The 26,749-nt window shown below is 64.2% G+C and carries 25 protein-coding genes and 1 tRNA gene; 14 read left to right on the top strand and 12 right to left on the bottom strand.

Annotated elements, in window-relative coordinates; all coding sequences use genetic code 11:
- Positions 1-73 precede the first annotated feature (73 nt).
- Entirely contained in the window at positions 74-1,495 is a 1,422-nt protein-coding gene (locus PVW51_RS17770) for an FAD-binding oxidoreductase (RefSeq protein ID WP_274576411.1), read from the top strand.
- 527 nt (positions 1,496-2,022) lie between these two features.
- Here the strand turns inward: PVW51_RS17770 and PVW51_RS17765 are convergent.
- From PVW51_RS17765 to PVW51_RS17755, 3 genes are all read right to left on the bottom strand, one after another.
- Positions 2,023-2,553 carry an adenine phosphoribosyltransferase gene (locus PVW51_RS17765; protein WP_269365184.1) on the bottom strand — a complete coding sequence of 177 codons (531 nt, stop codon included), beginning with the start codon at positions 2,551-2,553 and terminating at the stop codon, positions 2,023-2,025.
- On the bottom strand, positions 2,550-3,179 hold the full coding sequence (locus PVW51_RS17760; RefSeq protein WP_274576410.1) for a LysE family translocator: 630 nt from the start codon (positions 3,177-3,179) through the stop codon (positions 2,550-2,552). Before PVW51_RS17760 ends, PVW51_RS17765 begins: the two co-directional genes overlap by 4 nt.
- Positions 3,180-3,314: 135 nt before the next feature.
- The gene (locus PVW51_RS17755) at positions 3,315-4,187 is read right to left on the bottom strand and encodes an S-methyl-5'-thioadenosine phosphorylase (protein ID WP_274576409.1); all 873 of its coding nucleotides are present in this window, start codon (positions 4,185-4,187) and stop codon (positions 3,315-3,317) included.
- Positions 4,188-4,492: 305 nt separating this feature from the next.
- On the opposite strand from PVW51_RS17755, the gene PVW51_RS17750 reads away from it, so the two are divergent.
- Positions 4,493-6,154, top strand: a complete 1,662-nt coding sequence (locus PVW51_RS17750) for a SulP family inorganic anion transporter (protein ID WP_274576408.1) — start codon at positions 4,493-4,495, stop codon at positions 6,152-6,154.
- Between the two features lie 57 nt (positions 6,155-6,211).
- On the opposite strand, the gene rsgA is transcribed toward PVW51_RS17750, so the two are convergent.
- A complete protein-coding gene (rsgA, locus tag PVW51_RS17745; protein ID WP_274576407.1) occupies positions 6,212-7,285 on the bottom strand; it encodes a ribosome small subunit-dependent GTPase A in 1,074 nt (357 codons plus the stop codon).
- A 229-nt stretch (positions 7,286-7,514) separates the two neighbouring features.
- On the bottom strand, positions 7,515-8,120 hold the full coding sequence (locus PVW51_RS17740) for a flavin reductase family protein (protein ID WP_274576405.1): 606 nt from the start codon (positions 8,118-8,120) through the stop codon (positions 7,515-7,517).
- Positions 8,121-8,201: 81 nt separating this feature from the next.
- Here PVW51_RS17740 and PVW51_RS17735 point away from each other — a divergent pair, with 81 nt between their 5' ends.
- The gene (locus tag PVW51_RS17735; RefSeq protein WP_274576404.1) at positions 8,202-8,690 is read left to right on the top strand and encodes a GNAT family N-acetyltransferase; all 489 of its coding nucleotides are present in this window, start codon (positions 8,202-8,204) and stop codon (positions 8,688-8,690) included.
- A 45-nt stretch (positions 8,691-8,735) separates the two neighbouring features.
- Entirely contained in the window at positions 8,736-9,503 is a 768-nt protein-coding gene (locus tag PVW51_RS17730; protein ID WP_274576403.1) for an EcsC family protein, read from the top strand.
- 2 nt (positions 9,504-9,505) lie between these two features.
- Here the strand turns inward: PVW51_RS17730 and modC are convergent, their stop codons facing one another.
- Genes modC through modA form a run of 3 tightly spaced genes read right to left on the bottom strand, consistent with a single transcriptional unit; the run spans position 9,506 to position 11,984 of the window.
- Positions 9,506-10,594 carry a molybdenum ABC transporter ATP-binding protein gene (gene modC / locus PVW51_RS17725; protein ID WP_269365170.1) on the bottom strand — a complete coding sequence of 363 codons (1,089 nt, stop codon included), beginning with the start codon at positions 10,592-10,594 and terminating at the stop codon, positions 9,506-9,508.
- Positions 10,591-11,280: a molybdate ABC transporter permease subunit gene (gene modB / locus PVW51_RS17720; protein WP_274576401.1), complete on the bottom strand. Its 690-nt coding sequence runs from the start codon at positions 11,278-11,280 to the stop codon at positions 10,591-10,593. The genes modC and modB overlap by 4 nt, the downstream gene beginning before the upstream one ends.
- Positions 11,277-11,984 (bottom strand): molybdate ABC transporter substrate-binding protein, encoded by a 708-nt coding sequence (modA, locus tag PVW51_RS17715; RefSeq protein WP_274576400.1) that lies wholly within the window; start codon positions 11,982-11,984, stop codon positions 11,277-11,279. Before modA ends, modB begins: the two co-directional genes overlap by 4 nt.
- A gap of 185 nt (positions 11,985-12,169) precedes the next feature.
- Here modA and PVW51_RS17710 point away from each other — a divergent pair, with 185 nt between their 5' ends.
- The 5 genes from PVW51_RS17710 (at position 12,170) to ptsP (ending at position 17,601) form a co-directional block, all read left to right on the top strand.
- Positions 12,170-12,601 (top strand): NUDIX hydrolase, encoded by a 432-nt coding sequence (locus tag PVW51_RS17710; RefSeq protein WP_269365188.1) that lies wholly within the window; start codon positions 12,170-12,172, stop codon positions 12,599-12,601.
- 60 nt (positions 12,602-12,661) lie between these two features.
- On the top strand, positions 12,662-13,117 hold the full coding sequence (locus tag PVW51_RS17705) for a DUF1178 family protein (protein WP_274576399.1): 456 nt from the start codon (positions 12,662-12,664) through the stop codon (positions 13,115-13,117).
- 10 nt (positions 13,118-13,127) lie between these two features.
- Positions 13,128-13,772, top strand: coding sequence for an SDR family NAD(P)-dependent oxidoreductase (locus PVW51_RS17700; protein WP_274576398.1), 645 nt, complete (start codon positions 13,128-13,130; stop codon positions 13,770-13,772).
- 170 nt (positions 13,773-13,942) lie between these two features.
- Positions 13,943-15,181, top strand: a complete 1,239-nt coding sequence (locus tag PVW51_RS17695) for an aspartate kinase (protein ID WP_269365160.1) — start codon at positions 13,943-13,945, stop codon at positions 15,179-15,181.
- A gap of 173 nt (positions 15,182-15,354) precedes the next feature.
- A complete protein-coding gene (ptsP, locus tag PVW51_RS17690; RefSeq protein WP_269365159.1) occupies positions 15,355-17,601 on the top strand; it encodes a phosphoenolpyruvate--protein phosphotransferase in 2,247 nt (748 codons plus the stop codon).
- Here ptsP and PVW51_RS17685 read toward each other — a convergent pair whose 3' ends face one another.
- A complete protein-coding gene (locus PVW51_RS17685) occupies positions 17,602-18,246 on the bottom strand; it encodes a GntR family transcriptional regulator (protein ID WP_274576397.1) in 645 nt (214 codons plus the stop codon).
- Entirely contained in the window at positions 18,243-19,601 is a 1,359-nt protein-coding gene (locus PVW51_RS17680) for a formimidoylglutamate deiminase (protein WP_274576396.1), read from the bottom strand. The genes PVW51_RS17685 and PVW51_RS17680 overlap by 4 nt, the downstream gene beginning before the upstream one ends.
- A gap of 78 nt (positions 19,602-19,679) precedes the next feature.
- On the opposite strand from PVW51_RS17680, the gene hutI reads away from it, so the two are divergent.
- The 4 genes from hutI to hutU are packed head-to-tail and all read left to right on the top strand — an operon-like array spanning position 19,680 to position 24,830.
- Positions 19,680-20,870 (top strand): imidazolonepropionase, encoded by a 1,191-nt coding sequence (gene hutI / locus PVW51_RS17675; protein WP_274576395.1) that lies wholly within the window; start codon positions 19,680-19,682, stop codon positions 20,868-20,870.
- On the top strand, positions 20,867-22,372 hold the full coding sequence (hutH, locus tag PVW51_RS17670) for a histidine ammonia-lyase (RefSeq protein WP_274576394.1): 1,506 nt from the start codon (positions 20,867-20,869) through the stop codon (positions 22,370-22,372). The genes hutI and hutH overlap by 4 nt, the downstream gene beginning before the upstream one ends.
- Complete coding sequence (gene hutG, locus PVW51_RS17665) at positions 22,369-23,163, top strand: N-formylglutamate deformylase (protein ID WP_274576393.1); 795 nt, start codon at positions 22,369-22,371, stop codon at positions 23,161-23,163. Before hutH ends, hutG begins: the two co-directional genes overlap by 4 nt.
- Positions 23,160-24,830 (top strand): urocanate hydratase, encoded by a 1,671-nt coding sequence (gene hutU, locus PVW51_RS17660; RefSeq protein ID WP_274576391.1) that lies wholly within the window; start codon positions 23,160-23,162, stop codon positions 24,828-24,830. Before hutG ends, hutU begins: the two co-directional genes overlap by 4 nt.
- Positions 24,831-24,899: 69 nt before the next feature.
- Here hutU and PVW51_RS17655 read toward each other — a convergent pair whose 3' ends face one another.
- Positions 24,900-25,733, bottom strand: a complete 834-nt coding sequence (locus tag PVW51_RS17655) for a DUF3883 domain-containing protein (RefSeq protein ID WP_274576390.1) — start codon at positions 25,731-25,733, stop codon at positions 24,900-24,902.
- A 137-nt stretch (positions 25,734-25,870) separates the two neighbouring features.
- Positions 25,871-25,944, bottom strand: a tRNA-Cys gene (locus tag PVW51_RS17650).
- Between the two features lie 145 nt (positions 25,945-26,089).
- Here PVW51_RS17650 and PVW51_RS17645 point away from each other — a divergent pair.
- Positions 26,090-26,743 carry a protein-L-isoaspartate O-methyltransferase family protein gene (locus tag PVW51_RS17645; RefSeq protein ID WP_274576389.1) on the top strand — a complete coding sequence of 218 codons (654 nt, stop codon included), beginning with the start codon at positions 26,090-26,092 and terminating at the stop codon, positions 26,741-26,743.
- Positions 26,744-26,749 lie beyond the last annotated feature (6 nt).

Below are 26,749 nucleotides of genomic sequence, written 5' to 3'. Positions count from 1 at the left end.
GTATTGGCGTTTCAACGTGAACCGGAAACGCTATTGGGCTTGCATCCGGCGCGGCCAGGGCTGATCAAGTGGCATGCTGAACCCTGCCGATAAAGATTTCGAAGCCCTTCTGCTGGACCATTTGCCCGCCGAAGTCCTGCGCCCCGTCGAACCGCGCTATGCCGAAGAGCCGCGGGGCTATTTCAAGGGCCTGATCGGCCTGCTGGCCCTGCCGCGCACGGTCGAGGAGGTCTCCACCCTGATCCGCTGCGCCAATGCGGCGCGCGTCGGCGTGATCCCCTATGGCGGCGGCACCGGGCTGGTTGCGGGGCAGGTGATCCCCGACGGGCCCGCGCCGATGGTCCTGTCGCTGGAACGGATGAACGCGGTGCGCGAGGTCTATGCCGACGAAAACGTGCTGGTGGCCGAGGCGGGTGTGATCCTGGCCGATGTACAGGCGGCCGCACATGCGGCGGACCGGCTGTTCCCGCTGTCACTTGCCGCCGAAGGGTCGGCGCGGATCGGGGGCAACCTTGCCACCAACGCGGGCGGCACCGGGGTGCTGCGCTATGGCAATACCCGTGACCTCTGCCTGGGGCTGGAGGCGGTGCTGCCTGACGGGCAGATCTGGCACGGGCTGACCCGGCTGCGTAAGAACAACACCGGCTATGATCTGCGCAACCTGCTGATCGGGGCGGAGGGGACCCTGGGGGTGATCACCGCTGCCGCCTTCAAGCTCTTTGCGCAGTCAGAGCAGACCGGCACGGCGCTGCTGATTGTGCCATCTCCCCGCGCGGCACTTGAGCTGCTCTCGCTGGGGCGCAGCCAGCTGGGCGAGGCCATCAGCGCCTTTGAACTGATGAACCGTCAGGGGTTCGACTTCCTGACCGAGGTGCTGCCGCATGTGCGCCAGCCTTTTGCCACCCCGCCGGAATGGTGCGTGCTGATCGAACTGGGCCTGAACGGCGGCCTGGATGCCGCCGAAGCGATGGAAAGGCTGCTTGTGGCCGCGCTGGAGGCGGGGCTGGTCACCGATGGGCTGATTGCACAAAATGCCCAGCAGGCCGCGGATTTCTGGGCTGTTCGCGAACAATTGCCAGAGGCCAACCGCATCATCGGCGCGGTATCGAGCCATGACATCTCCGTCCCGCTGCGCGCCTTGCCCGATTTCATCGAGGCGGGGGCAAAGCGCATCGCCGATCTGGGTGACTTCCGGATCAACTGCTTCGGGCATCTGGGGGACGGCAACCTGCATTACAATGTTTTCCCTGCAAAAGGTAAATCCCGCGACGCCTACAGCAGTCAACGCGACCTTGTGCAACGGTCCGTTCACGACCTGGTTCATGAGGTCGGCGGATCGTTCAGTGCGGAACATGGCGTCGGGCGGCTCAAGGTCGGGGAGCTGGAGCGTTACGGCGACCCCGCGAAGCTCTCTGCGATGCGGGCGATCAAGGCGGCGCTGGATCCCAGGGGCATCATGAACCCGGGCGCTGTGCTGCGGATGGAGGCATCGTGATGCAGGCCTGTTTCACCGCTGGCAACAGCGGCAGTTACCAGGCCTGCTGACGGGCTCCGCAGCCGCTGGCAGGTCAATGCTACGGGTGTAACTTCCGTCCTGTTTGGCGCAACCGCCCCACAGGCAGGCCTCCCGGCATCCGCCAGACGGTGGCTGATCCTAGGTCGTGTTGACATTCATTGTCGCCCATCCGCGCGAGACGGATTTTGCCGCTGGCGCCCTGATGTGAGCGCAGCAATGTGATCATTGGAAGCGAACATCCGGGATGGCAGAGGCAAAATCCGCCGCGCCCCGCAGGGGTTTCGCCAAAATTGCCCATTTCTGCGTTACAGCGTCCCGCCTTTACTATAAGGCAAATAACATCGCCAATATCCCGAGAGCGGGTAGCGCAGCAGGGTATTGGCGCTTCAATTTCAAGGCGGGGCGCGCAAAGAGAGCTTGAAATAGCTGGCTATTCCGCGCTCTCTTGCCTGGAACTGAGCAATTTTGGACTGAAACGGGTGGGCGACAATGAATGTCAACACGACCTAGTGACCGTCAAAGGCGCAAAGGGCATGCACTTCCATGCCCATGGCTTCCAGCTTCTTGCGGCCGCCCAGCTCCGGCAGATCTATGATGAAGGCGGTCGAAACGATCTCGCCACCCAGCCGCTCGATCAGCTTGATGCCTGCCTCGGCGGTGCCGCCGGTTGCCAACAGGTCGTCCACCACCAGCACTTTTTCACCCGGCTGGATGGCATCATCGTGGATCTCCACAATCGCCTCGCCATATTCCAGCTTGTACTCCTGGCTGATCGTGGTGCCGGGCAGCTTGCCCTTCTTGCGGATCGGCACGAAACCGACGCTGAGCTGATGCGCAATCGCTCCGCCCAGGATGAAGCCCCGCGCCTCCAGCCCCACCACCTTGTCGATGTCGATCCCCGCATAGGGATGCAGCATCTGGTCGATGGCCATGCGGAACCCGCGCGGGTCGGCGAAGAGCGTGGTCACATCGCGGAACATGATCCCCTCATGGGGGAAATCGACGATGGTGCGGATATAGTCTTCGACGCGCTTCATGCAGTGGCCTTTCTCAGCGTTGCGGTCAGAACCCCCATGCCGATCAGGGCGCTGCCCCCGGCGCGGGTGATCCAGGTCAGGATGGCGGGGCGCGCGATGACGCGGCGCAGCCGGTCCGCCAGCAGGGCATAGGCCAGCGCGTTCAGCGCCGCCAGCCCCACGAATGTGCCGGTGAGGATCGCGAATTGCGGAAATAGTGCCGCATCGGTCCGGACGAACTGCGGCACGAAGGCGATAAAGAAGGCGATGCTCTTGGGGTTCAATGCCGTGACCGCCGCCGCATGGCGAAACACCCCTGCGGCACCGATATCGGCACTGCCCGGCACATCCAGTCCCGCGGCGGGGGCGGAACGGATCAGCCGGATCCCCAGCCAGACCAGATAGGCGGCACCGACCCACTTCAGCAGGGTGAAGAGGGTGGCCGAGGCCAGCACAAGCGTCCCCAGCCCGGCAAGCGATGCGCTCATCGCAACAAGATCGCCAAGCGCCACACCGGCGGCGGAGGCCAGCGCCACCGCGCGCCCCTTGCTGAGCGCATAGCTCAGAACAAGCAAGACGGTGGGTCCGGGGATCAGCAGCAGCGCGGTGGAGGCCGCCACGAATGTCAGCCAAAGGTCGAATGTCATGAATGGGCTCCCTTCTCCGTTTCAACCAGCAAAGACAGGATCGCAAAGGGGCTGCAACCCCCTGTTTTCATTGTTCCCAAAATACACAAGAGCAACATCCGCCGCCCAGGCATACATCCGCGATTGCCGCTCAGCTCACAACATGCGCCCCGCAACCGCGTCCAGTTTTGCCAGCATTTTCGGATCGCGGGCCTCCGGTTGCGTTATCATCGCGAATTCCAGCGCCCGGTCACAGCCATGCGGGCAGGGCGCCCGGTCCGCCCCCAGCAGTCCGGGCAGGCGTCCGACCATGTCGCGGGCCTTGCCGGCATTGCCCGTCAGGGTGGCGATGATCCGGGTCACATCCACCTCCCCGTGGTCGGGATGCCAGCTGTCGTAATCGGTGATCATCGCGACGGAGGCATAGCAAAGCTCCGCCTCCCGGGCGAGCTTGGCCTCGGGCATGTTGGTCATGCCGATCACATCCGCGCCCCAGCTTTCGCGGTATATCCTGGATTCCGCCAGCGTGGAGAATTGCGGCCCCTCCATCGCCAGATAGGTGCCGCCGCGATGCACCTTTATGCCACTGTGCCGCGCGGCGGTCTCGCAGGCGTCGCCCAGGCGCGGGCAGGTGGGATGCGCCACGCTGACATGTGCCACGCAACCGGGCCCGAAGAAGGATTTCTCCCGCGCGAAGGTGCGGTCGATGAACTGGTCCACGATCACGAAATCACCCGGCGCCATTTCCTCGCGGAAGGAGCCCACGGCAGATACGCTGATGACATCCGTACAGCCCAGCCGCTTGAGCGCGTCGATATTGGCGCGGTAGGGCACGGAGCTTGGCGTATGCACATGCCCCCGACCGTGACGCGGCAGGAAGGCCATCGACACGCCGTCCAGCCTGCCGGTCAGGATCGCGTCCGACGGCGCGCCCCAGGGGGTCTCCACCTGCGTCCAATCCGCCCCTTCCAACCCGTCGATGTCGTAAATACCGGAGCCGCCGATCACGGCGATCTTGGTGGAAGTCATATGGGCCTCATCCTGCTCGGTTCTGGTCGGTTCGGGCCGAGTTTGCATGGATGTGCAGGCGGGGGAAAGCCCGAAAACAGGTCCGTTCACGCACCGGTTATCACCTGTGCCAAGCACCTGAGCCAACCGGTTGAACCTGTCCGATCCCCCCGATACCTCCCGAACTGGGAAGTACCGCGTCATCAACGCAGGGAAATTGCGCGGTCCTGCGGGTTTCATTCCGCGGCAAAGCTTGTTAGGAGCCGCGCGAGCGGCGTGCCGTTTGTCCATTGCCCCAAAGTTAATCCAAGACAGGATGCCAGCCCATGGTGCGCACCACCTTCCGCAGCTTCACCAAGAATCTCGATGTCACCGATCTGCGCTGGATGCCGGGCGAACGGTTCTCTGCCGGGCGTCTGCGGATCGAACTTCTGTCCGGCTTGACCGTCGCACTGGCCCTGGTGCCGGAGGCGGTGGCCTTTGCCTTTGTCGCGGGGGTGCATCCGCTGGTGGGGCTTTACGCCGCTTTCCTCGTGGGGCTGATCACCGCCCTGATCGGCGGGCGGCCCGGCATGATCTCGGGCGCAACCGGTGCGCTGGCCGTGGTCATGGTGGCGCTGGTGGCCCAGCACGGGGTGGAATATCTCTTTGCCACCGTGGTGCTGATGGGGCTGATCCAGATTTTCGCAGGCGTCATGCAATGGGGCAAGTTCATCCGTCTGGTGCCGCATCCGGTGATGCTGGGCTTTGTCAACGGGCTGGCCATCGTCATTTTCCTGGCACAGATGAGCCAGTTCAAGGTGCCGGGCACGATGGTGGACACAGGCCACGGCATGGGCGGTGGCGAATGGCTGTCTGGCCAGCCTCTGTACCTGATGCTGGCGCTGGTGGCGGCGACAATGGCGATCATCTGGGTCACGCCGCGCGTGACCAGGCTGATCCCGGCACCGCTGGCGGGGATTGGCGTTATCGCGGTGGTGGTCATCGCGACCGGCATGAACGTGCCGCGCGTGGGCGATCTGGCCTCGATCGAGGGGGGCTTCCCGTCGTTCCATCTGCCCTTTGGCGAGGGGATTGGCCTTTATGGCACGGCGCTGGCGCCGATGACGCTTGAAACGCTTTATATCATCGCACCCTACGCGGTGATCCTGGCGGCCATCGGGTTGATCGAGAGCCTGCTGACGCTGAACCTTGTGGGCGACATGACAGGCACCCGGGGCGGTGCGTCGCAGGAGTGCATCGCACAGGGCGTGGCGAACACGGTCACCGGTTTCTTCGGCGGCATGGGCGGCTGCGCCATGATCGGCCAGTCGATGATCAACGTGAAATCAGGCGGGCGCACACGGGTCGCGGGCATTGCTGCCGCTGTCTTCCTGCTGCTCTTTATCCTTGTCGGCTCGTCTTTGATCGAACAGATCCCGCTGGCGGCTCTGGTGGGTGTGATGTTCATGGTGGTGATCGGAACCTTTGCCTGGAATTCCCTGACCATCCTGCGCAAGGTGCCCCTGACGGATGCCTTCGTGATCCTGCTGGTGACGGTGGTCACGGTCTACAAGGACCTTGCGGTTGCCGTGGTTGTCGGCGTCATCGTCTCGGCGCTGGCCTATGCCTGGAACAACGCCCGCCGCATCCATGCCAAGAAATACGAGACACCGGAAGGTGCCAAGGTCTATCAGGTGCAGGGCCCGCTGTTCTTTGGCTCTGCCGAGGGGTTTTCCGAGCTTTTCGACGTGGCGAACGACCCCTCCCGCGTGATCGTGGATTTCGCCGACAGCCGCGTGGTGGATCAATCCGCCCTTCAGGCGATCGAGGCGATGGCCGCGAAATACGAGGCGGCGGGCAAGGTGCTGGAACTGCGCCACCTCAGCCGCGACTGCCACCGCCTGCTGACCAAGGCGGGGCACCTTGTGGTGGACAGCGACGATGACCCCGAATACCAGCTTGCGGTCAATTACCAGGTCCGTACCGGAATCCTGGGCGGTCACTGAGCCGTCACCGGGCGGGCGCGGACGGAAGAAGTCTAAGGTTCCTCCGTCCGCCACCGGCTACTTGCGGTTGTCTTTCACAATGCCCCGCACCATCTTGCCAAAGGCGCGGTCCTTGGCCCGCCGTTGTGCCAGCGTGGCCGAATTGAATGCCTCTTCCGCCAGCAGCTTGCGCCAGCGCGCCAGCCGGTCGCTGTCGATCTCTCCGGTCTCCAGTCCGGCACGCACGGCACAGCCCGGTTCCGTATCATGTGCGCAATCGTTGAACTTGCAGGAGGCCGCCAGCGTCGCCAGATCGGCAAAGGTTTCCTCCAGCCCGGCCGAGGCATCGGTCAGCTGCAGCTCGCGCATGCCCGGCGTATCCAGCACGGCACAGCCTGCGCCGGTGATGTGCAACTGCCGGTGCGAGGTGGTATGCCGCCCCCGCGCGTCGTCCTCGCGAATGCCCTGCGTGGCCGCCTGTGCCGTCTCCGACAGGGCGTTGGTGAGTGTGGATTTCCCCACGCCGGACGAACCAAGGAAGGCCACGGTCTTTCCCGGTTTGCACCAGGGCGCCAGCGTGCCGCGCGCCTCATCGCCCCGCGCATCCAGCGACAGGACCGTGATCCGGTCGGAAATGCTGCGCGCATCGGCAAGATAGGGGGCCGGATCGTCGCTCAGGTCAGCCTTTGTCAGCAGGATCACCGGCGTGATCTGCGTCTCCATCGCCAGGGCCACATAGCGTTCCAGCCGGGCCAGATTGAAATCGGCGTTGCAGGAGGTGACGATGAATGCCGTGTCGATATTGGCCCCGATCAGCTGCTCTTTGCGGTCATGCCCAGCCGCACGCCTTTTGATCAGGCTCTTGCGGTCCAGCACCCGGCTGCGCTGCGGGTGATCGGCGTCGAATAGCAGCCAGTCGCCCACGGTCGCTTCCGGCCCCGGCGGGATTTCGGTGGCAAGGCCGTCGCCCAGGACGCGAAGGCCGGAACGCTGGACTTCCACCACCCGGCAGGGCGGCGTCGCGGCCATTTCGTCGACATCGGTTTGCTGGGCAAAGAAGTTTTGCCAGCCCAGTCGGCTGAGAAGGGAGAGTTCTTGTCGCGGAAGGCCGGATTTGTTCGGGCCGAGAAATTGGGAATAGTCCCGTGTCATCACTGTGATCTTTCATGTCGTACCGGCCATTGCCGGTTGGTAAGTTCTGGTGTTCCAGGCACATCTGAAGCGTCCCGCGCTGCTTCGCAGGACCGGCGGGTCAGGGTGTGCATCGGGGTGGCGCGCTGCCGCCCCACATTACCGGGACATGAAACCTCCATTCTGGCTGGAGACAGGATAGGCGCGAACCGCAGCGCGATCAAGCGCGCAGGGATCGCATCGGGCGGCGTCAATCGTCCGGACGGGCCAGTTCGAACACCTCGCGCACGGCGGTGTATTCGCGGTATCCCATCCGGCTGAGCGGGATATAGGTCGCGCTTTCGAATTTGCCGTCCACCAGGCAGTCGTCACGCAGGTGGATGCCGGTGACCTCACCCAGCACGACGAAGTTGTTCTTGCCCACCAGCGGAACGATCTGCGTCAGGCGGCATTCAAGTGCTGCGGGGGCATTGGCCACGCGGGGGCAGTCGATTGTCTTGCATTCGGTCTTTTCGATGCCCGCATGGGCAAATTCGTCCACATTGCGCGGCAGCATCTCCGAGGAGGCGTTCATCGCATCGCGGTCGGCCAGACCGACGACATTGACGCAGAACACACCGGTTTCGCGAATATTGGCCACGTTGTCCTTGGTATCGCCGGCGTCCTCTTTTGTCCCGGTCGAGGAGAACATCACCTGGGGCGGAACATAGGCCGCGCCGTTGAAGAAGGAATAGGGTGCCAGGTTGTCGTGTCCGTCCTTGCCCCGGGTCGAGATCCAGCCGATGGGCCGTGGCGTGATGAGGGCGTTGAACGGGTTGTGTGGCAGGCCGTGGCCGTCTTCGGGGCGGTAGAACATCAGGTACTCCATGATCGTTTGCCCCCATGGCTATCCGCATGTTAGGGGCTTTGCCACCGCAAACCTAGAACGGCCGCCCACTTGTACCAGTTCAGACCCGAAACACCGGACGACCATTGGGAGGTCGAAGCACTTTATGACACCTGTTTCGCGCCGGGGCGCGAGGCACTGTCCTCCTATCGCCTGCGCGATGGTGTCCGCCCGGTGCCGGGCCTCAGCCGGGTGGCGCGGGATGAAGGTGGCATTCTGGCCGGGGCGATCCGCTATTGGCCGGTGCATATCGGCACATTCGACGCGCTCTTGCTGGGTCCCGTTGCGGTGCACCCGACCCGGCAGGGAGAAGGGCTGGGGCGTGACCTGATCGAGGACAGCCTGTCGCTGGCCGCGCCGCTGGGCTGGGATCGCGTGATGCTGGTCGGCGATGCGCCCTATTACGGGCGGTTCGGCTTTGTGCGGCTGGACGATGTGGTGATGCCGCCGCCGACAAACCCCGACCGCGTGCTGGGCCGGGCGCTTGTCCCCGGTGCCTGGGACGGGGTCCGGGGCAATGTCACCCGCTGGGTGGATTGAAAAGCAGGCCGGCCTGACCCACATTGAGGGGATGGAGGACCGCGCATGGACATCAAGACCAACCTGCCTGCCACGATAGATGTTGATGCTGAACTTGACCGTCTGGCAAAACGCTATCGCGCCGCCAACGGGCTGGGGATGAATGTGCTCAACCTGATTGGTGGCAGTGCGGAGAATTTGCTGGACCGGCTGCCAAAGGCGCTGCGCACCAACCTTGAACGTGCAACGCTCAGCGCCCTGCAACAGGCGATGAAGGCGGCCCATTCCAGCCGCAGCGTCGTGCCGGATCAGAAAAGCTGGCTCAACCATGCGGTTTCTGCCGCGATGGGGGCGGCAGGTGGTGCGGGCGGTTTGCCCACGGCACTGGCCGAATTGCCGGTCACCACGACGCTGCTGCTGCGGGTGATCCAGGGGGTTGCGGTCGAACACGGCTTTGACCCCGGCGCGGAGAATGTGCAGTTCGATTGCGTGCAGGTCTTTGCCGCCGCCGGGCCCTTGTCGGGGGATGACGGGGCCGATCTGGGATTTCTTGCCGCCCGGATGACGCTCACGGGCAAGGCGGTGCAGGCGGTGGTCCACCGTGTCGCGCCAAAGCTTGCGATTGTCATGGGGCAGAAACTGGCCGCCCAGACCGTGCCGGTGCTGGGCGCGGTGGCAGGGGCGGCGACGAATTACGCCTATACCAGCTATTACCAGGAAATTGCCCATGTGCATTTCGGGCTGCGCAAACTTGCCATTGACGCTGATGTCCCCCATGCGGAACTGCTCAAGGGGCTGGAAGCGCGCATGGCACGCACGCCGGTCAAGACCTGAGCCTAACGCCCGATGCTGCCCGGTGCCACGGTGGTGGCTTTCAGGATGGCATAGCAGGACATGCCGGGCACCAGTTCCATTTCCCGCACGGCGCGGGCGGTGACGCGGGCCAGCAAGCGGTCGCGCCCCGCGCGCAGCCCGATGGCGGCCCCCGGCCCGTCGCCGGGATGCACACTGTCGATCACCACCGGCAGGACATTGACCGAAGACAGCCCTTCGGGCCGTTCCCGCGACAGGATGACATCCTGCGCCAGCACCCGCAGCCGCACCCTCGCGCCAACGGCGGCCTGCACACCGGGCAGTTCCAGCACGCCCGCGTCGATCCGCAGCGTCGACAGGCCATCCTCGGCATGGGCCGTGATCTCGGCCTCGATGACCGCTCCCGCTTCGCGGACCCCAAGCAGCGGCACCGCGGCGGGGTCGGCCATGACGTCATAAAGCGGACCCTGGGCGCGCACCTGTCCGTCCTGCAGCAACACAAGCGTGTCGGCCAGCCGCGCGACCTCGTCCACCGCATGGCTGACATAGAGGATCGGCAGCTTCAGTGGCCCGTCACGCAGCCGTTCCAGATAGGGCAGGATCTCTTGCTTGCGTGGCCCGTCCAGGCTGGCCAGCGGCTCATCCATCAGCAACATGCGCGGATGGCTGAGCAAGGCACGCCCCAGTGCCACGCGCTGTTTCTCGCCCCCTGACAGGGTCGCGGGGGCGCGGTGCAGCAGGTCGGACAGGCCCAGAAGGGCGACCACATCGTCAAATCCCGCACCCGTCGCACCGGCGGGGCGGAACCGCGCCCCGAACATCAGGTTTGCGCGTGCATCCATATGCGGAAACAGCCGTGCATCCTGAAACACCACGCCAAGCCGCCGCGCGGCAGGCGGCACAAAAAGCCCGGTTTGCGCATCGAACAGACGTGTGCCGCCGATGGCCACATGGCCCGCATCGGGCCGCAACAGCCCCGCGACGGCATTGATGACAGTGCTCTTGCCCGCGCCGGAACGGCCAAAGAGGGCGGTGATCCCCGGACCGGCCTTGCAGGCCACATCCAGCGTGAAATCGGCAAATCGGTGCCGGATGTGCAGATCAAGCGTCATGTGCCCGCGATCCTTGCCGCCACCCGGCGCGCCAGTGCTTCGGACAGGACCACGGCCCCCAGCGCCACGACGCAGGCCATGAACACCATCGCGACCGCCTGGCTTTCACCGCCCGGGATCTGCAGCGCGGACCAGATCGCGCTGGGCAGGGTCTGGGTCTGGCCCGGGATATTCGCGACAAAGGTGATCGTGGCGCCGAACTCGCCCATCGCCTTGGCAAAGCCCATCACCGAACCGGCCAGGATTCCCGGCAGAATCAGCGGCAGGGTGACACGGGCAAAGATCGCATGGCGCGGTGCGCCCAATGTGGCGGCGGCCTGCTCCAGCTTCGGGTCCACCGCCTCGATCGCAAGGCGCATGGCGCGCACCATCAGCGGAAAACCCATGACGATGGCCGCCAGCACCGCGCCGGTCCAGTGAAAGGCCAGCCTCAGCCCCAGCGATTCCAGCAGTTGCCCCAGCAGGCCGGTGCGGCCAAAGGCCATCAGCAGCAGGTACCCCGTGACCACCGGCGGCAAGACCAGCGGCAGATGTACAAGCGCGTTCAGCGCGGATTTGCCCCAGAAGTCACGCCGCGCCAGCAGCCATGCCACCCAGAGCGCCAGCGGCATGGCCAGAACCGTGGCCCAGCAACCCACCCAAAGCGACAGGCGCAGGGCCTCCCATGCGGCGGCATCCAGGTTCACGGCGCGCGAAACCCGTGCCGGGCAAAGACCGCGCGCCCCTGCGGGCTGACCAGCAGGTCGAGAAAGGGTGCCCCCGCCGCGTTCAGCGCCGCCGCCGGATAAAGGATCGGACCGGTAAGCTGCGCGGGCACCTCGTAAAGCACCGAAACCCCGGGTTCCGCCGCCGCATCCGTGGCATAGACGATGCCCAGCGGTGTTTCGCCCCTTGCCACCAATGCCAGGGCCGCACGTACATTGTCGGTTTCAGCCAGATGGGTGCTGAGATCATCCCATAAACCGGCTGCACGCAGCCAGCTCTGGGCATAGGCGCCGGCCGGGACCGCGTCGCGCTGACCCATGGCCAGCCGGTTGCCCTGCAATCGCGCGACAAGGTCTTCGGGGCCGTCAAGCGGGGCGGCTCCGGCCGGGCCGATCACCACCAGGGCATTGCGGGCCACGATGGCGGGATTGGTCGCACCCGCGACGCCTTGTTCCGCCAGCCAGTCCATCCAGAGCGGGCTGGCCAACATGATCACATCTGCCGGCGCCCCCGCCGCGACCTGCCGCGCCATGGTGCCGGAGCCGCCGAAAGACAGGATCACCTCGTCCTGCGCCAGCGCTGCGACATCTTCCAGCACACCGCGCAGGGAGGCGGCGGCAAAGACCGTGATTCGCTCCGCCAGCGCAGGGCCGGAGAACAGCAGAAACAGACAGAGAAGAGGCATCAGGCGGATCATCAGGCGCACTATCGACGAAGGGTCGGGGGCGCACAAGTCCTGCCCATTGGTGGTGGCCTTTGCCGGATGATTGCTTATACTTGGATGGCAGGCAGGATGTATTGGCAGGATCCGTGAAAGAGTTGAAGATCAAGCAACTCCCGATTTCGCTCTATGGTGCGCGAAAGGATGAGATGCGGACCCAGTTCGCGGCGCTTTGTTATCGCATCCGGCGTGGCAAGGTGCAGGTTTTGCTGGTCACGTCGCGCGGCTCAAAGCGCTGGATCGTGCCGAAAGGCTGGCCCATGGATGCAAAGACACCAGCCGCCTCTGCCCTGCAGGAAGCCTGGGAGGAAGCGGGGGTTACGGGCCGGGCCGATGACCGCTGCCTGGGCGTCTTTACCTATGCCAAGGAGGTCGGGCAGATCAGCGATGTGCCCTGCCTTGCCATGCTCTTTCCGGTCGCTGTCAAATCGCTGTCCAAGCAGTTTCCCGAAAGCGACCAGCGCCGCCGCACCTGGGTCTCGCGCAAGAAGGCGGCGCGCATGGTATCGGAGCCGGAACTGGCCCGGCTGATTCTGGATTTCGACCCGCGCCTGGTGTCGGGGTCCAAAGATGTTTCTTGACGCGCCTGTGGCGCGCACCCATCTCAATAGAAACAGGATATCAGGAGACGACCTGCGGCCATGATCAGCTACACCCTCAAATGCAAGGCGGGCCACAGCTTTGACAGCTGGTTCCAGTCGGCTGCGGCATTCGAAAAGCTGGTGGCAGCGCGTCAGGTGACCTGCGTGGAATGCGGATCGCATGAGGTGACCAAGGCGGTGATGGCGCCGCGCCTGTCGAAACGGCCGCAAACATCTGAAACGGACCAGCTGGCGCCGGAGGCGGGTGACACGCCGATGCTGAGCGTGCCGAGCACCGAAGTGCAGCAGGCGCTGGCGGAACTGCGCCGCAAGGTGGAGGCGAATTCGGACTATGTCGGGGAGCGGTTCACCCAGGAGGCGCGGGCAATGCATCTGGGCGAAAAACCGACACGTTCGATCTATGGGGAGGCGCGGCTGGATCAGGCGCGCAGCCTGATCGAAGACGGTGTGCCGCTGATGCCACTGCCGTTCCGACCGAAACAGAAGCTCAGCTGAGAGGCATCTCATGACAATTCTGATTACCGGTGCCAGCCGGGGCATCGGCGCAGGCCTGGCCGCGCATTACCGGTCAGAGGGTCAAGAGGTGATCGGCACCGGCCGGTCGGTCACGGCGCAGATCCAGCTGGATGTCACCCGCCCGCAAAGCCATGCGGCAATGGCGCAGGCCCTGGGCGAGACGGCGATCGACCTGCTGGTCTGCAATGCGGGTGTCTATCTGGACAAGGGGGCCGATCTGGATACCGGCTATGGCGCCGATCTCTGGGCGCAGAGCTTTGCCACCAATGTGACCGGTGTGTTTCTGACGGTTCAGGCGCTGTTGCCGCATCTGCGCCGGGCGGAGGGGGCCAAACTGGCGATCATCGCCTCGCAGATGGGCTCCACCACCCGCGCGCCGGGGGGCAGCTATATCTACCGCGCCTCCAAGGCGGCGGCGCTGAATCTGGGGCGCAACCTGGCAACGGATCTTGCGCGAGAGGGGATTGCGGTGGGCATCTATCATCCCGGCTGGGTGCAGACCGACATGGGCGGTGCGGCAGCCGAGATCACCACGCAGGATGCGGTGCGCGGGCTGGCCGCGCGTTTTGCCGCGCTCAGCCTTGAGACAACCGGATGTTTCGAGACATGGGACGGCCGCGCCCACGCCTACTGATGGGAAAATGAGCGGCTGCGCCGCATTTGATTGATGAATTTGGGTTCCCCAAATTGCTGCGAGGCGCTGCCTCGCGCTCCGGTGCATTTTTGGAACAATGAAAGGGGCGCAGGCTTGCAGTGGACGGCGCTTGCGCGTAAACCCCGCCGGGATTGAAAGGCGGGGGTGATATGCCTGTTTTGGTGATGAAATTCGGCGGTACGTCGGTGGCGACCCTCGACCGGATCAGACGCGCGGCCAAACGTGTGGGCGTGGAAGTGGCCAAGGGCTATGACGTGATCGTCATCGTTTCGGCCATGTCGGGCAAGACCAACGAGCTGGTCGGCTGGGTGAACGAGACGTCGCCGCTTTATGATGCGCGTGAATATGATGCGGTTGTGTCCAGCGGCGAGAATGTCACCGCAGGTCTGATGGCGCTGACCCTGCAGGAGATGGACGTCCCGGCGCGGTCCTGGCAGGGCTGGCAGGTGCCGGTGCGCACCACCTCGGCCCATTCCGCCGCGCGGATCGAGGAGATCCCGCCTGCGAATATCCGCGCCAAGTTTGCCGAAGGCATGAGGGTTGCCGTGGTGGCGGGTTTCCAGGGGGTCAGCCCGGAGGGCCGGATCACCACGCTGGGACGGGGCGGCTCTGACACCACCGCCGTCGCCTTTGCCGCCGCATTCGAAGCGGAGCGTTGTGACATCTATACGGATGTTGACGGGGTCTATACCACTGATCCGCGGGTGTCCTCCAAGGCGCGCAAGCTGGACCGCATCGCTTTCGAGGAGATGCTGGAACTGGCCAGTCTTGGGGCCAAGGTCCTGCAGACCCGGTCGGTGGAACTGGCCATGCGCTACAAGGTCAAGCTGCGGGTCCTGTCGAGTTTCGAGGAACAATCCGACGATGCGGGAACGCTCGTTTGCGATGAGGAGGAAATCATGGAAAGCAATGTGGTCGCAGGGGTCGCGTTTTCGCGCGATGAGGCAAAGATGACGATGGTCTCGGTCGCGGACCGTCCCGGCATCGCCGCCACGATCTTTACCGCGCTGAGCGATGCGGGGGTCAACGTGGACATGATCGTGCAGAACATCGCGGAAGAAGGGCGCACGGATATGACATGGTCCTGCCCGGTGGATCAGGTCAAACGTGCCGAGCGCGCCATTGCCGGCGCCAAGGAAAGCGGCGTGATCAACTTCCAGGAGCTGATCGCGGATGAGGATGTGGCGAAGGTATCTGTCGTGGGCATCGGCATGCGCAGCCACACCGGGGTGGCGGCCAAGATGTTCCAGGTGCTGCGCGACGAGGGGATCAACATCAAGGTGATCACCACCTCCGAGATCAAGATCTCGGTCCTGATCGACCGCAAGTACATGGAACTGGCGGTTCAGGCGCTGCATGATGCCTTTGAGCTGGACAAGGCGGCCTGAGCCTTTGGGCATGTTCATCACGGCAGCCTGAGCGCGTGCCGTGAAATTGGGCAGCCATGGCGCGCGCGCGGCTGTGACCGCGCTGTCGATACACGCTGAGGTGGACAGTCAGGCACTTTCCGTTTTCTGTGGACTATGCTCTAAGCCGGAACAGCAAAGGGGGGCGTGTCAGCATGGCAGAGCGTTTTGAAAGCGAAAGCCGCAAGCTGCTGGGGCGTCTGCGCGACGCCATGGCATCCGATGATGCGGGCCAGGCGCGTCTGAACAAGATCACCCATCTGATTGCCACCTCCATGGGCTGCGAAGTCTGTTCCATCTACCTGTTCCGGGATGAGGAAACCCTTGAGCTTTGCGCGACAGAGGGGCTCAAGGCGGAGGCGGTGCACGAGACCCGGATGCGGATGGGCGAGGGGCTTGTCGGCCGTGTGGCCAAGCGCAAGCAGGTGATCAACACGCCGGATGCGCCACAGGCGCCGGGTTTCCGTTTCATGCCGGAGACGGGTGAGGAAATCTATTCCAGCTTCCTCGGCGTGCCGATTCAGCGGCTGGGGGAGACCCTTGGCGTTCTGGTGGCGCAGTCCAAGCAGGCGCGGGAGTTTTCGGCCGACGAAGTCTATGCGCTGGAAGTGGTTGCCATGGTGTTGGCCGAGATGACCGAGCTTGGCGCTTTCGTGGGCGAGGGGGCGGCAATGTCTGCCCGTCACTCCCAGCCGGTGCTGCTGCGCGGTACGGTGGGGCAGGAAGGCGTGGCGGAGGGCCATGTCTGGCTGCATGAACCGCGCGTGGTGGTCTCCAACCCGATCGCGGACGACCCGGTGCTGGAAGAACAACGCCTGATTGATGCCGTGGACCAGCTGCGCGTCGGTGTGGACCAGATGCTGGCCATGGCGGGGGGCGACAAGGACCAGACCCAGGTGCTGGAAGCCTACCGCATGTTTGCCAATTCCAAGGGCTGGATGCGGCGGATGTGCGAAGACATCCAGAGCGGGCTATCCGCCGAAGCTGCAGTGGAAAAGGAACAATCGCTGGCGCGCTCCCGCATGGGGCAGGCCACGGATGGCTATCTGCGCGAGCGGCTGAGCGATCTGGATGACCTGTCCAACCGGCTGCTGCGCATCCTGACCGGGCAGGGCCATGACACCGGGGCGGAACTGCCTGCGGACCCGATCCTGGTCGCGCGGAACATCGGCCCGGCGGAATTGCTGGAATATGGCCGCTCGCTGCGCGGGATCGTGCTGGAGAATGGCTCTGTCGGGTCGCATGCGGCGATTGTCGCGCGGGCGCTGGCGATTCCGCTGGTGGTGCATGCCGGCCGGATCACCAATGATGCGCTGAACGGCGATCACATCATGGTGGATGGCGAGCAGGGCGTCGTGCACCTGCGGCCCGATGAAAGCGTGGCTTCGGCGTTTCGCGACAAGATTGCGATGCAGGCGGCGGCGCAGGAAAGATATGCCTCGATCCTGGACCTGCCCGCGCAGGCGAAATGCGGTGCCGTGGTGTCGCTGCACATGAACGCGGGGCTGATGGCGGATCTGCCCTCGCTCACCTCTTCGGGGGCAGAGGGGGTGGGGCTGTTCCGCACCGAACTGCAGTTTCTTGTGCGTAACCAGATGCCCAAGCGGATGGAACTTGCGGCCCTCTATTCACGGGTGCTGGACGCGGCCCATGGCAAGCGGGTGGTGTTCCGGACCCTCGATATCGGGTCGGACAAGGTGCTGCCCTATATGAAGCCCAATGATGAGCCGAACCCGGCGCTGGGCTGGCGCGCGATCCGGGTCGGGCTGGACAAGCCGGGCGTGATGCGGATGCAGCTGCAGGCGCTGATCCGCGCGGCGAACGGGCGGCCTTTGACGGTGATGTTTCCCTTTGTCGCGCAGTTCGAGGAATTCCGTGCCGCCCGTGCCGAGATGGACAAGACATTGGCGCGCGAGGAACGGCTGGGCCATGTGCTGCCTTCCAAGATCGAAGTGGGTGCGATGCTGGAAACCCCCAGCCTTGCCTTTGCGCCGAAGCAATTCTTTGAAGAGGTGGAGTTTCTGTCGATTGGCGGCAATGACCTCAAGCAGTTCTTCTTTGCCGCTGACCGGGAGAACGAGCGCGTGCGCCGTCGTTATGACACGCTGAACCTGAGCTTTCTGAATTTCCTGGAAGGCATTGTTGAACGGTGCCGGGAAACCGGGACAGATGTGTCATTTTGCGGCGAGGATGCGGGGCGGCCTGTGGAAGCGGTATGTTTCGCGGCCATCGGGCTGCGGTCGCTCTCCATGCGGCCAGCTTCCATCGGCCCGGTCAAGAGCCTGCTGCGGCGCTGCAATCTGGATGAGGTGCGTGCGATCATCGAAAAGGCGCGCGATCAGGGGGATATGTCGGTGCGTCCGGCAGTGATGGAATACCTGCGCGCCCAGCATTCGGCGTGATCAGATCTGCAACCTGACGACATGGCCCGGCGCATGGGCCAGCCTGACCCGGGTGATCCGGCCCGCCTCGCTGAAGGTTTCGCGGTAGAGGACCAAGAGCGGCGTGGCTTCCTCGCATTCCAGATGGCGGGCGTCGAAAGCCGTCGCGCCCTCTGACATGTAGGACATGTTGCCATGGTCGAAGGGGGCGTTCTGGACCAGCCATTCGTTTGCGGAAAGAATGGTGAAATCGGCAGAGCCCGCCGCCGGTATATGGGTCAGGTCAATCTCGCGGTCTTCGATGCCATAGGGGGTGCCATCGGCCTGGTGCAGGGTCTGCAGGCAAAGCAGGGAGCCCGCAACCTTCCGCATTAGCAGGCGGTGGCCATAGGTTTTTCCCAGCGCCTCGACCTCCTTGCGCAGGACCGCGACGGACATTTGCGCCCGTCTCAGCGGCGACAGCGCGACCCTGGTGCCGGCACGCCTGCGGCGTTCCAGCCAGCCGTCATCGGCCAGCGCCTGAAGCGCCCGGTTGACCGTGGCGCGGGCGCAGCCGAACTCTCGGGCCAGGGCAACCTCACCGGGGATCAGCCCGCCGGGGGGCCATTCGCGGTTCTGGATGCGGCGCAGGACTTCGGCCTGTACCTCTTGCCAGCCGGTGCTCACATCGCGTCCTCTAGCCGCCGCAGGGTGGCGCGGTAGGCTGCGGTGATCGCATCGCGGGCGACATGGGTGCCCTCCCGGACCACATGGCGCCCGGCGGACCAGACATCACTGACGGCGGCGTCAGTGCCTGCGAAAATCCAGGTGTCCAGAAGCTGATCGCCCCTGCGGCCGATGAAATCCGTGGCGTCACCGCCAAGGGCCACAAGATCGGCCCAGTGCCCCGGCGCAATCCGGCCGGCATCGCGCCCGGCGGCCTGCGCCCCGCCCGCACAGGCCATGTCGTAAAGGACGCGCCCGGTGGATTGGTCCGGCGTTGCCAGAACCGCGCGGTTCTGCGTTACCAGGCGCTGCGAATATTCCAGCGTCCGCAACTCCTCTTTCAATGAAATCAGGATGTTGCTGTCTGATCCGATGCCAAGGGTGCCGCCCGCGTCGGCCCATTCGACGGCGTTGAAGATACCGTCCCCCAGCGAGCTTTCCGTGAGCGGGCAAAGCCCGGCGACAGCACCCGATTGCGCAAGGCCGCGGGTCTCGGTTCTGGTCATCTGGGTGCAGTGGATGAGACACCAGCGCGGCCCGAGGTCGAGGTGATCAAGCGCCCAGGTCACCGGGCGCGCGCCATAGGCAGCTTTGACCTCCTCTACCTCGGCCTTCTGTTCGGCCAGGTGCATGTGCAGCGGCCCCTTGTACTGCTGCAGATGGCGCAGCGCATCGGGTGTCACGGCCCGCAGGGAATGCGGTGCCACACCCAGCCGCGCATCCTCGGCGAGCCCTGCCACCGCCTGTTCCGCACCCCCCATGATCTGCATGTAGCCGTCCATGTCATTGCCGAACCGCACCTGACCGGGTGCCAGCGCCCGGCCATCGACACCGCCCTGCATGTACATCACCGGCAGCAGCGTCAGGCCGATTCCGGTCTGGTCGGCGGCGGCGCAGATGCGTTGGGCCATCTCGGCGCGGGCATCATAGGGGCGGCCACCGGGCTGGTGATGCAGGTAGTGAAATTCAGCCACGGCGGCGAAACCGGCCTCCAGCATCTCCATCTGCACCTGCGCGGTGATTGCCTGCACGTCGTCCGGTGTCAGCTTGTCGAGGAAGCGGAACATCAGCTGCCGCCAGGTCCAGAAACTGTCCGTCTTTTCCGCGCCGCGCTGCTCGGTCAGCCCTGCCATGGCGCGCTGGAAGGCGTGACTGTGCAGGTTTGTGGGGGCGGGCAACAGGATGTCGACGCTTGAACGGGCCTCTTGCTGAACCCCGGTGACAAGGTCGGTAATGCGCCCGCCCTCAAGGTAGAGCGTCACATTGCTGGCCCAGCCATCGGGCAAAAGCGCCGTTTTCGCAAAGATGCTGTTCATGGTCTGCCCTCTTGACGACTCGGGGTGGGGTATGAATATGTCTATACATATTGAACAACCATTCCGTGAGGTCAACCCATGCAGCAGGTGCTCTGCAACGCGAGAATCGCCACGATGGAGGGGGCCGACTATGGGCTGGTGGAGAATGGCGCGGTGGTGCTGGACGCGGGCCGGATTGCTTGGGTCGGGGCAGATCTGCCCGAAGCCTACACCGATTTGCCCCGGCAGGACCTGCAGGGCAGGCTGGTGACACCCGGTCTGATCGACTGTCACACCCATATCGTACATGGCGGCAACCGCGCGGCAGAATTCGAGATGCGGCTGAAGGGCGCCAGCTATGCCGAAGTGGCGCAGGCGGGTGGCGGCATCGTCTCCACCATGGCGGCGACACGCGCGGCGGGCCAGGATGCGCTGATCGCTTCGGCCCTGCCACGTCTGGACGCTTTGATCGCAGAAGGGTCCTGCGTGGTCGAGGTCAAGTCAGGCTATGGGCTGGACCTGGAGACAGAGCTGACCATGCTGCGCGCCGCCCGCGCCCTGGGCCGGCTGCGCCCGGTTCGGATCATCACCAGTTTCCTTGGCGCCCATGCGGTGCCAAAGGACTTCGGCGCAGGGCCGGATGCCTATATCGACGAAGTCTGCATCCCCGCCCTGCGCGCCGCGCATGACGAAGGACTGGTGGATGCGGTTGACGGTTTTTGCGAGGGGATCGCCTTTGACCCCGGCCAGATCGCCCGCGTCTTTGACGTGGCACGCGACCTCGGGTTGCCCGTGAAACTTCATGCAGAGCAGCTTTCCCACCTTGGCGGCGCGCGGATGGCTGCCCGGTATGCTGCGCTGTCGGCGGATCACCTGGAATATGCCGATGAGGCGGATGCCCGCGCCATGGCAGAGGCCGGCACCGTGGCCGTCCTGCTGCCCGGTGCCTTTTACACCCTGCGAGAGCGGCAGGCCCCGCCTGTGGAAGCCTTCCGCGCCACCGGAACCCGGATCGCACTGGCCACCGACTGCAACCCCGGATCATCGCCGCTGACGTCATTGCTGTTGGCGATGAACATGGGCTGCACGCTGTTCGGCCTTACCCCGGAAGAGGCCCTGCGCGGCGTGACGGCCCATGCCGCCGCGGCGCTGGGCCTGACGGATTGCGGGCGCATCGCGGCGGGCCTGCGCGCGGACCTCTGTGTCTGGGATGTGCAGCATCCGGCGGAACTGGCCTATCGCATCGGCTTCAACCCCTTGCATCAACGCTATTTCGGAGGTGTCTCATGATCCTGAATCCCGGTCAGGTCAGCCTGAAAACGCTGGAGCGCATCTGGCGCGGCGATGATCCCGTGACGCTGGATGTGGCCGCGAAACCGCAGGTCGTGCGCGCCGCGGCGCTGGTGGCAGAGGCCGCGGCGCAGGCTGCGCCGGTCTATGGCGTCAACACGGGTTTCGGCAAGCTGGCCAGCCGCAAGATCGCGCCCGAAGACACCGAAACCCTGCAACGCAACCTGATCCTGAGCCATTGTTGCGGTGTGGGAACGGCGCTGGGCGCGCCGCTGACCCGGCTGATGATGGTCCTCAAGCTCAACTCGCTGGGGCGGGGCGCCTCTGGCGTGCGCTGGGAGATCTGCGCCCTGCTGGAGGGCATGCTGAATGCGGGCGTGATGCCGGTGATCCCCTCGCAGGGTTCTGTCGGCGCCTCGGGCGATCTGGCCCCGCTGGCGCATATGGCGGCGGTGATGATCGGCGAAGGGCGCGCGGTTTATGACGGACAGGAAATGTCCGGTGCCACGGCGCTGGAACGGGCCGGTCTGTCGCCTGTTGTGCTGGGGCCGAAGGAAGGGCTGGCATTGATCAACGGCACGCAGTTTTCGACCGCCTGCGCTTTGGCGGGCCTGTTCGAGGCACAAAACGCCGTGCGCAATGCCATGGTTATCGCGGCACTCAGCACCGATGCGATCATGGGGTCCACCGCGCCGCTGCTTGCCGAGATCCACAGCCTGCGTGGCCACAGCGGCCAAATCGAGGTCGCCGCAGAGATGCGCGCGCTGATGGAAGGCTCCGAGATTCGCGACAGCCACCGCGAAGGCGATACCCGCGTGCAGGACCCCTATTGCATCCGGTGCCAGCCACAGGTGCTGGGTGCCGCGCAGGACGTGATCCGACAGGCCGCCCAGACGATGGAGATCGAGGCCAATGCCGTCACCGACAATCCGCTGGTGCTGGTGGAGCAGGGGCTGATCGTCTCGGGCGGGAACTTTCACGCCGAACCTGTTGGATTTGCGGCGGATATGCTCGCCCTCGCACTGGCAGAGATCGGCGCGATCGGGCAGCGGCGCGTGGCGCTGATGGTCGATCCGACCCTCAGCCACGATCTGCCGCCGTTCCTGACGCCCAATCCGGGCCTGAACTCCGGTTTCATGATCGCCGAGGTGACCACGGCGGCGCTGATGAGCGAGAACAAGCACCTTGCCAACCCCTGCGTGACCGACAGCACGCCCACCTCTGCCAATCAGGAGGACCACGTGAGCATGGCCGCGCATGGGGCCTACAGGCTGGCACGGATGGTGGATAATCTTTACGTGATTCAAGCGGTTGAGGCGATGTGCGCAGCCCAGGGGATCGAGGCGCGTGCGCCGCTTGCGACGGCGCCCCGGTTGCAAAAGGCCATCGCCTGTTTGCGCAGGGCGGTGCCGACGCTGGCGCAGGACCGTTACCTTGCCCCGGATATCGAAGCTGCGACCGCATTGGTGCGCAGCGGTGCATTAGTGGAGGCCGCGACATGATCGAAGTGGTTCAGGGCAGCCTGCCCATCGTGCTGGGCCTGCCGCACACCGGCACCGAGGTGCCGCCGGACATCTGGGAGGGGCTGAACGAAACCGGCCGTGCGTTGGCCGATACCGACTGGCATATCGACCGGCTGTACAACGGCCTCGGGCTGGATGTGAGCACGGTGCGTACACCGATCCATCGCTACGTGATCGACGTGAATCGCAGCCCCGAGGACAATTCACTTTATCCCGGTTTGAATACCACGGGCCTTTGTCCGCTGACGGATTTTGACGGCAAGCTGATCCACCTTGAAGGTGCAGCACCCGACGCAGCAGAGATCGCGCGAAGGAAAGAGGCCTATCACAGGCCCTATCATGACGCCTTATCCACAGAACTGGCGCGGGTGAAGGCCAAACATGGCGTGGTGCTCTTATACGATTGCCACTCGATCCGGTCTGTTATCCCCTATCTTTTTGAGGAGACTCTGCCAGATCTGAACATCGGGACAAATTCATCCCAAAGTTGTTCACCGATCATGGAAAGGGCCGTCCATACCCGGTGCAGGGCCGCGCAGGACTATCGAACGGCACTCAACGGGCGCTTCAAAGGCGGCTGGACCACCCGACACTATGGAAAACCGGCCGAAAACCAGCATGCGCTGCAGATGGAGCTGGCCCAATCCACCTATATGGACGAGCGCCCGCCATGGCAGTGGCGCGCCGACAAGGCAGAGCGGCTCAGACCGGTGCTTTACCGTATTCTCAATGACTTGATCGAACTTCTTAACGAAAGGCCACTGCGATGACCGACCCCCGTCACAACATCCGCGATGTCTATCCTGCCACCGGAACCGAGATCACCGCCAAGAGCTGGCTGACCGAAGCGCCGCTGCGGATGCTGATGAACAACCTGCACCCGGATGTCGCTGAAAATCCACATGAATTGGTGGTTTACGGTGGCATCGGACGCGCGGCGCGCACCTGGGCGGATTTCGACCAGATTGTCGCCTCTCTGACCGCGCTGGAGGCGGATCAAACCCTTCTGGTGCAGTCAGGAAAGCCTGTGGGTGTGTTCAAAACCCATGAAAATGCACCCAGGGTGTTGATTGCAAACAGTAATCTGGTGCCGCACTGGGCCAATTGGGATCACTTCAACGAATTGGACAAGCGCGGGCTGGCGATGTACGGCCAGATGACCGCCGGATCATGGATTTACATTGGAACACAAGGGATTGTGCAGGGAACCTACGAGACTTTTGTCGAGGCGGGTCGCCAGCATTATGATGGCAACCTTACAGGCAAATGGATCCTGACGGCGGGTTTGGGCGGCATGGGCGGTGCGCAGCCCCTCGCGGCCGTGATGGCGGGCGCCTGTTGCCTGGCGGTCGAATGCAACCCCGACAGCATCGCCTTCCGGCTCCGCACCGGCTACCTTGATGAACGCGCCGAAACGCTGGACGAGGCCCTGGCGATGATCGCGGAGTGGACCGCGAAGGGCGAGGCGAAATCGGTCGGCCTGCTGGGCAATGCGGCGGATGTCTTTCCCGAACTGGTCAGGCGCGGGGTGCGCCCCGATATCGTGACCGACCAGACCAGCGCGCATGATCCGCTGAACGGCTACCTGCCGCAGGGCTGGGGACTGGCCGAATGGCGCGCCAGGCGTGAAACGGATCCGAAGGCGGTGGAAAAGGCCGCGCGGGCCTCGATGAAGGTTCATGTCGCCGCGATGGTCGACTTCTGGAATGCGGGTGTGCCGACGCTGGACTACGGCAACAACATCCGCCAGGTGGCGCTGGAAGAGGGGCTTGAGAATGCCTTTGCCTTTCCCGGCTTTGTGCCCGCCTATATCCGTCCCCTGTTCTGCCGGGGCGTGGGCCCGTTCCGGTGGTGCGCGCTGTCGGGCGATCCGGAGGACATCTTCAAGACCGATGCCAAGGTGAAGGAGCTGATCCCTGACGACCCGCATCTGCACAAATGGCTCGACATGGCGCGGGAGCGGATCAGCTTTCAGGGCCTGCCTGCGCGCATTTGCTGGGTCGGCCTGGGCCTGCGGGACAAGCTGGGCCTTGCCTTCAATGAAATGGTCCGCAGCGGAGAGCTGAAGGCCCCCATCGTCATCGGGCGCGATCACCTCGATTCCGGCTCCGTCGCGAGCCCGAACCGGGAAACGGAGGCGATGAAGGATGGTTCCGACGCCGTCAGCGACTGGCCGCTGCTGAACGCGCTGCTGAACACGGCCAGCGGCGCGACCTGGGTGTCCTTGCACCACGGCGGCGGCGTCGGCATGGGGTTTTCCCAGCATTCCGGCATGGTGATCTGCTGCGACGGCACGCCCGAAGCCGACCAGCGTATCGCGCGTGTGTTGTGGAACGACCCCGCGACCGGGGTGATGCGCCATGCGGATGCAGGCTATGAAACAGCGCTGGATTGCGCCCGCGAACACGGGCTGAACCTGCCGGGGATTCTGCGCTGACGGCAAGGCGGCGTGCGTGAGCATAGCTCACGACACCCCGCCCGCCGTCCCGGCAAATGAGCAGACATACTAATCGAACCGGGCTTGAAAGCTCGTCGGCGTCAGGGTGACGTGGTGATCCAGCGGGGGGCGGAGTTCGAATGCTCTCGGTCCCCGCGCGTTGTTGTAGATCCTGAAGAGATGCCAGGTATCCCTGTTCTCATCCGCCACACGCAGTTCGTTTTGTGAGATATGGAACGGCGTGCGATCCCAGCCATTTGTCGTCTTGACCTCAAGCAGGCGAGGGGTGCCGTCCGGGGCGAAGCTGAAAATGTCGTAGCCCGCGCCGTCGCCCTGAACATCACTGGTCCACTCCACTTTGTCAGCGAGGTCGTTTCTTCCTGCACCCCTGAGGGTGGCGCGTTCATGAGCCAGGGCACGTTCTTCGCCCAGCCGTCCGAGCGCGCGATTGCGTTCCTGCTGTGCCGCGACGTCGAAATGTTGCGCGATGCTGCGCAACTGTTCAGCCTCCTCTGGGGGCGGGGTGTTGCGCATCGTGGGCGGAGTATCCAGGAACAGGCGGTCGTTGGTGAAGGCCATACCCGGGGTCGCGGCCATTGGCAGCCGCTCGACCCATTCCGGATGAGCGCGCAGCCAGCGGTCGACGGCCTCGGCCAGCGTCGTCTGAACATTGAACCTGGGCAGGTAGCCGGTAAGGATCGGCTGGCCGAAGGCCGGCATCAGGGCCGAGATATTTGCATGCTTGAACTCGATCGAGCCTTTGGAGCGGTCGATCCGTTCCTGAAGGGCGCGGTTGTGTTCCGCCTTCACATATCGGCGGCCACAGAGATCGTCGGCGAGCATGGCGAAATAATCCGCCACGATCAGATCGTTCTCTTCGTCTGTCCAGGGACCTTCTGCCATTTCAGGACCTTAGCCGCAGTCTGCTGGGCAGTCACGCGCGGAGGCGAAAACTGCGGAATCTGTAAGCCGGCCTGCAAACCGCACCAGTATCCGCGCTACCAAAGCAGTGAAACAAGCGTCTGCGTTGTTAAAGAGATTGGAGGCGAGTACCGGAATCGAACCGGTGTACACGGATTTGCAATCCGCTGCGTAACCACTCCGCCAACTCGCCAGCCGATGGGGTGATGCACTGCTATCTGATCACATCTGTGCCTGCAAGTCCCATGAAGCGGTGAAAATGAGGTTCGGGCCGTTGCCGCGCCGCGAGTGATGTGGCACACCTGATCAAAGAGAATCTGAACAGATGAGTTTAGCTGATGATCGATTTCGCCACGCGCCGCAATATGATGGTCGATACCCAGGTCCGACCCTCCGATGTGACCAAGTTTCCGATCATAGAGGCGATGCTGTCCGTGCCGAGAGAGGACTTTGTTCCATCTGCCCAACGCGAAGCGGCCTATATGGGAGAAAACCTCGACCTGGGGCAGGGGCGTGTCCTGCTTGAGCCGCGCACCCTGGCCAAGATGCTGGATGTTCTGGCGATCACCAACCGGGAACTTGTGATGGATGTCGGTGGGGGCATGGGCTATTCCACCGCAGTGATCGCCCATATGGCCGAAGCTGTCGTTGCCGTCGAAGAGGATGAGGCCATGGCCCATGAGGCGCAGGAAGCGCTGATGGCCGCCGGGGCGGATAACGCGGTGGTGCATGTCGGCCCGCTGGTCGAGGGCGCGCAGCAACATGGCCCCTATGACGTGATCATCCTTCAGGGCGGCGTGCAGCAGGTGCCAGCCCCCTTGCTCGATCAGCTCAAGGAAGACGGGCGGATCGCGGCATTGTTCATGAACGGTGAATTGGGCGAGGTGCGCGTCGGCCGCAAGCGCGGCGCGGACATCAGCTGGCGGATGGCCTTCAATGCGGCGGCACCGGTATTGCCGGGTTTCGGGCGCGAGGTTGCCTTCGAATTCTGATAAAAA

The sequence above is a fragment of the Sulfitobacter sp. PR48 genome, assembly GCF_028807335.1.
Lineage (GTDB): Bacteria > Pseudomonadota > Alphaproteobacteria > Rhodobacterales > Rhodobacteraceae > Sulfitobacter.
The sequence above is the reverse complement of the archived record's forward strand: the minus strand, read 5'-3'. Positions and strand labels throughout refer to the sequence as shown.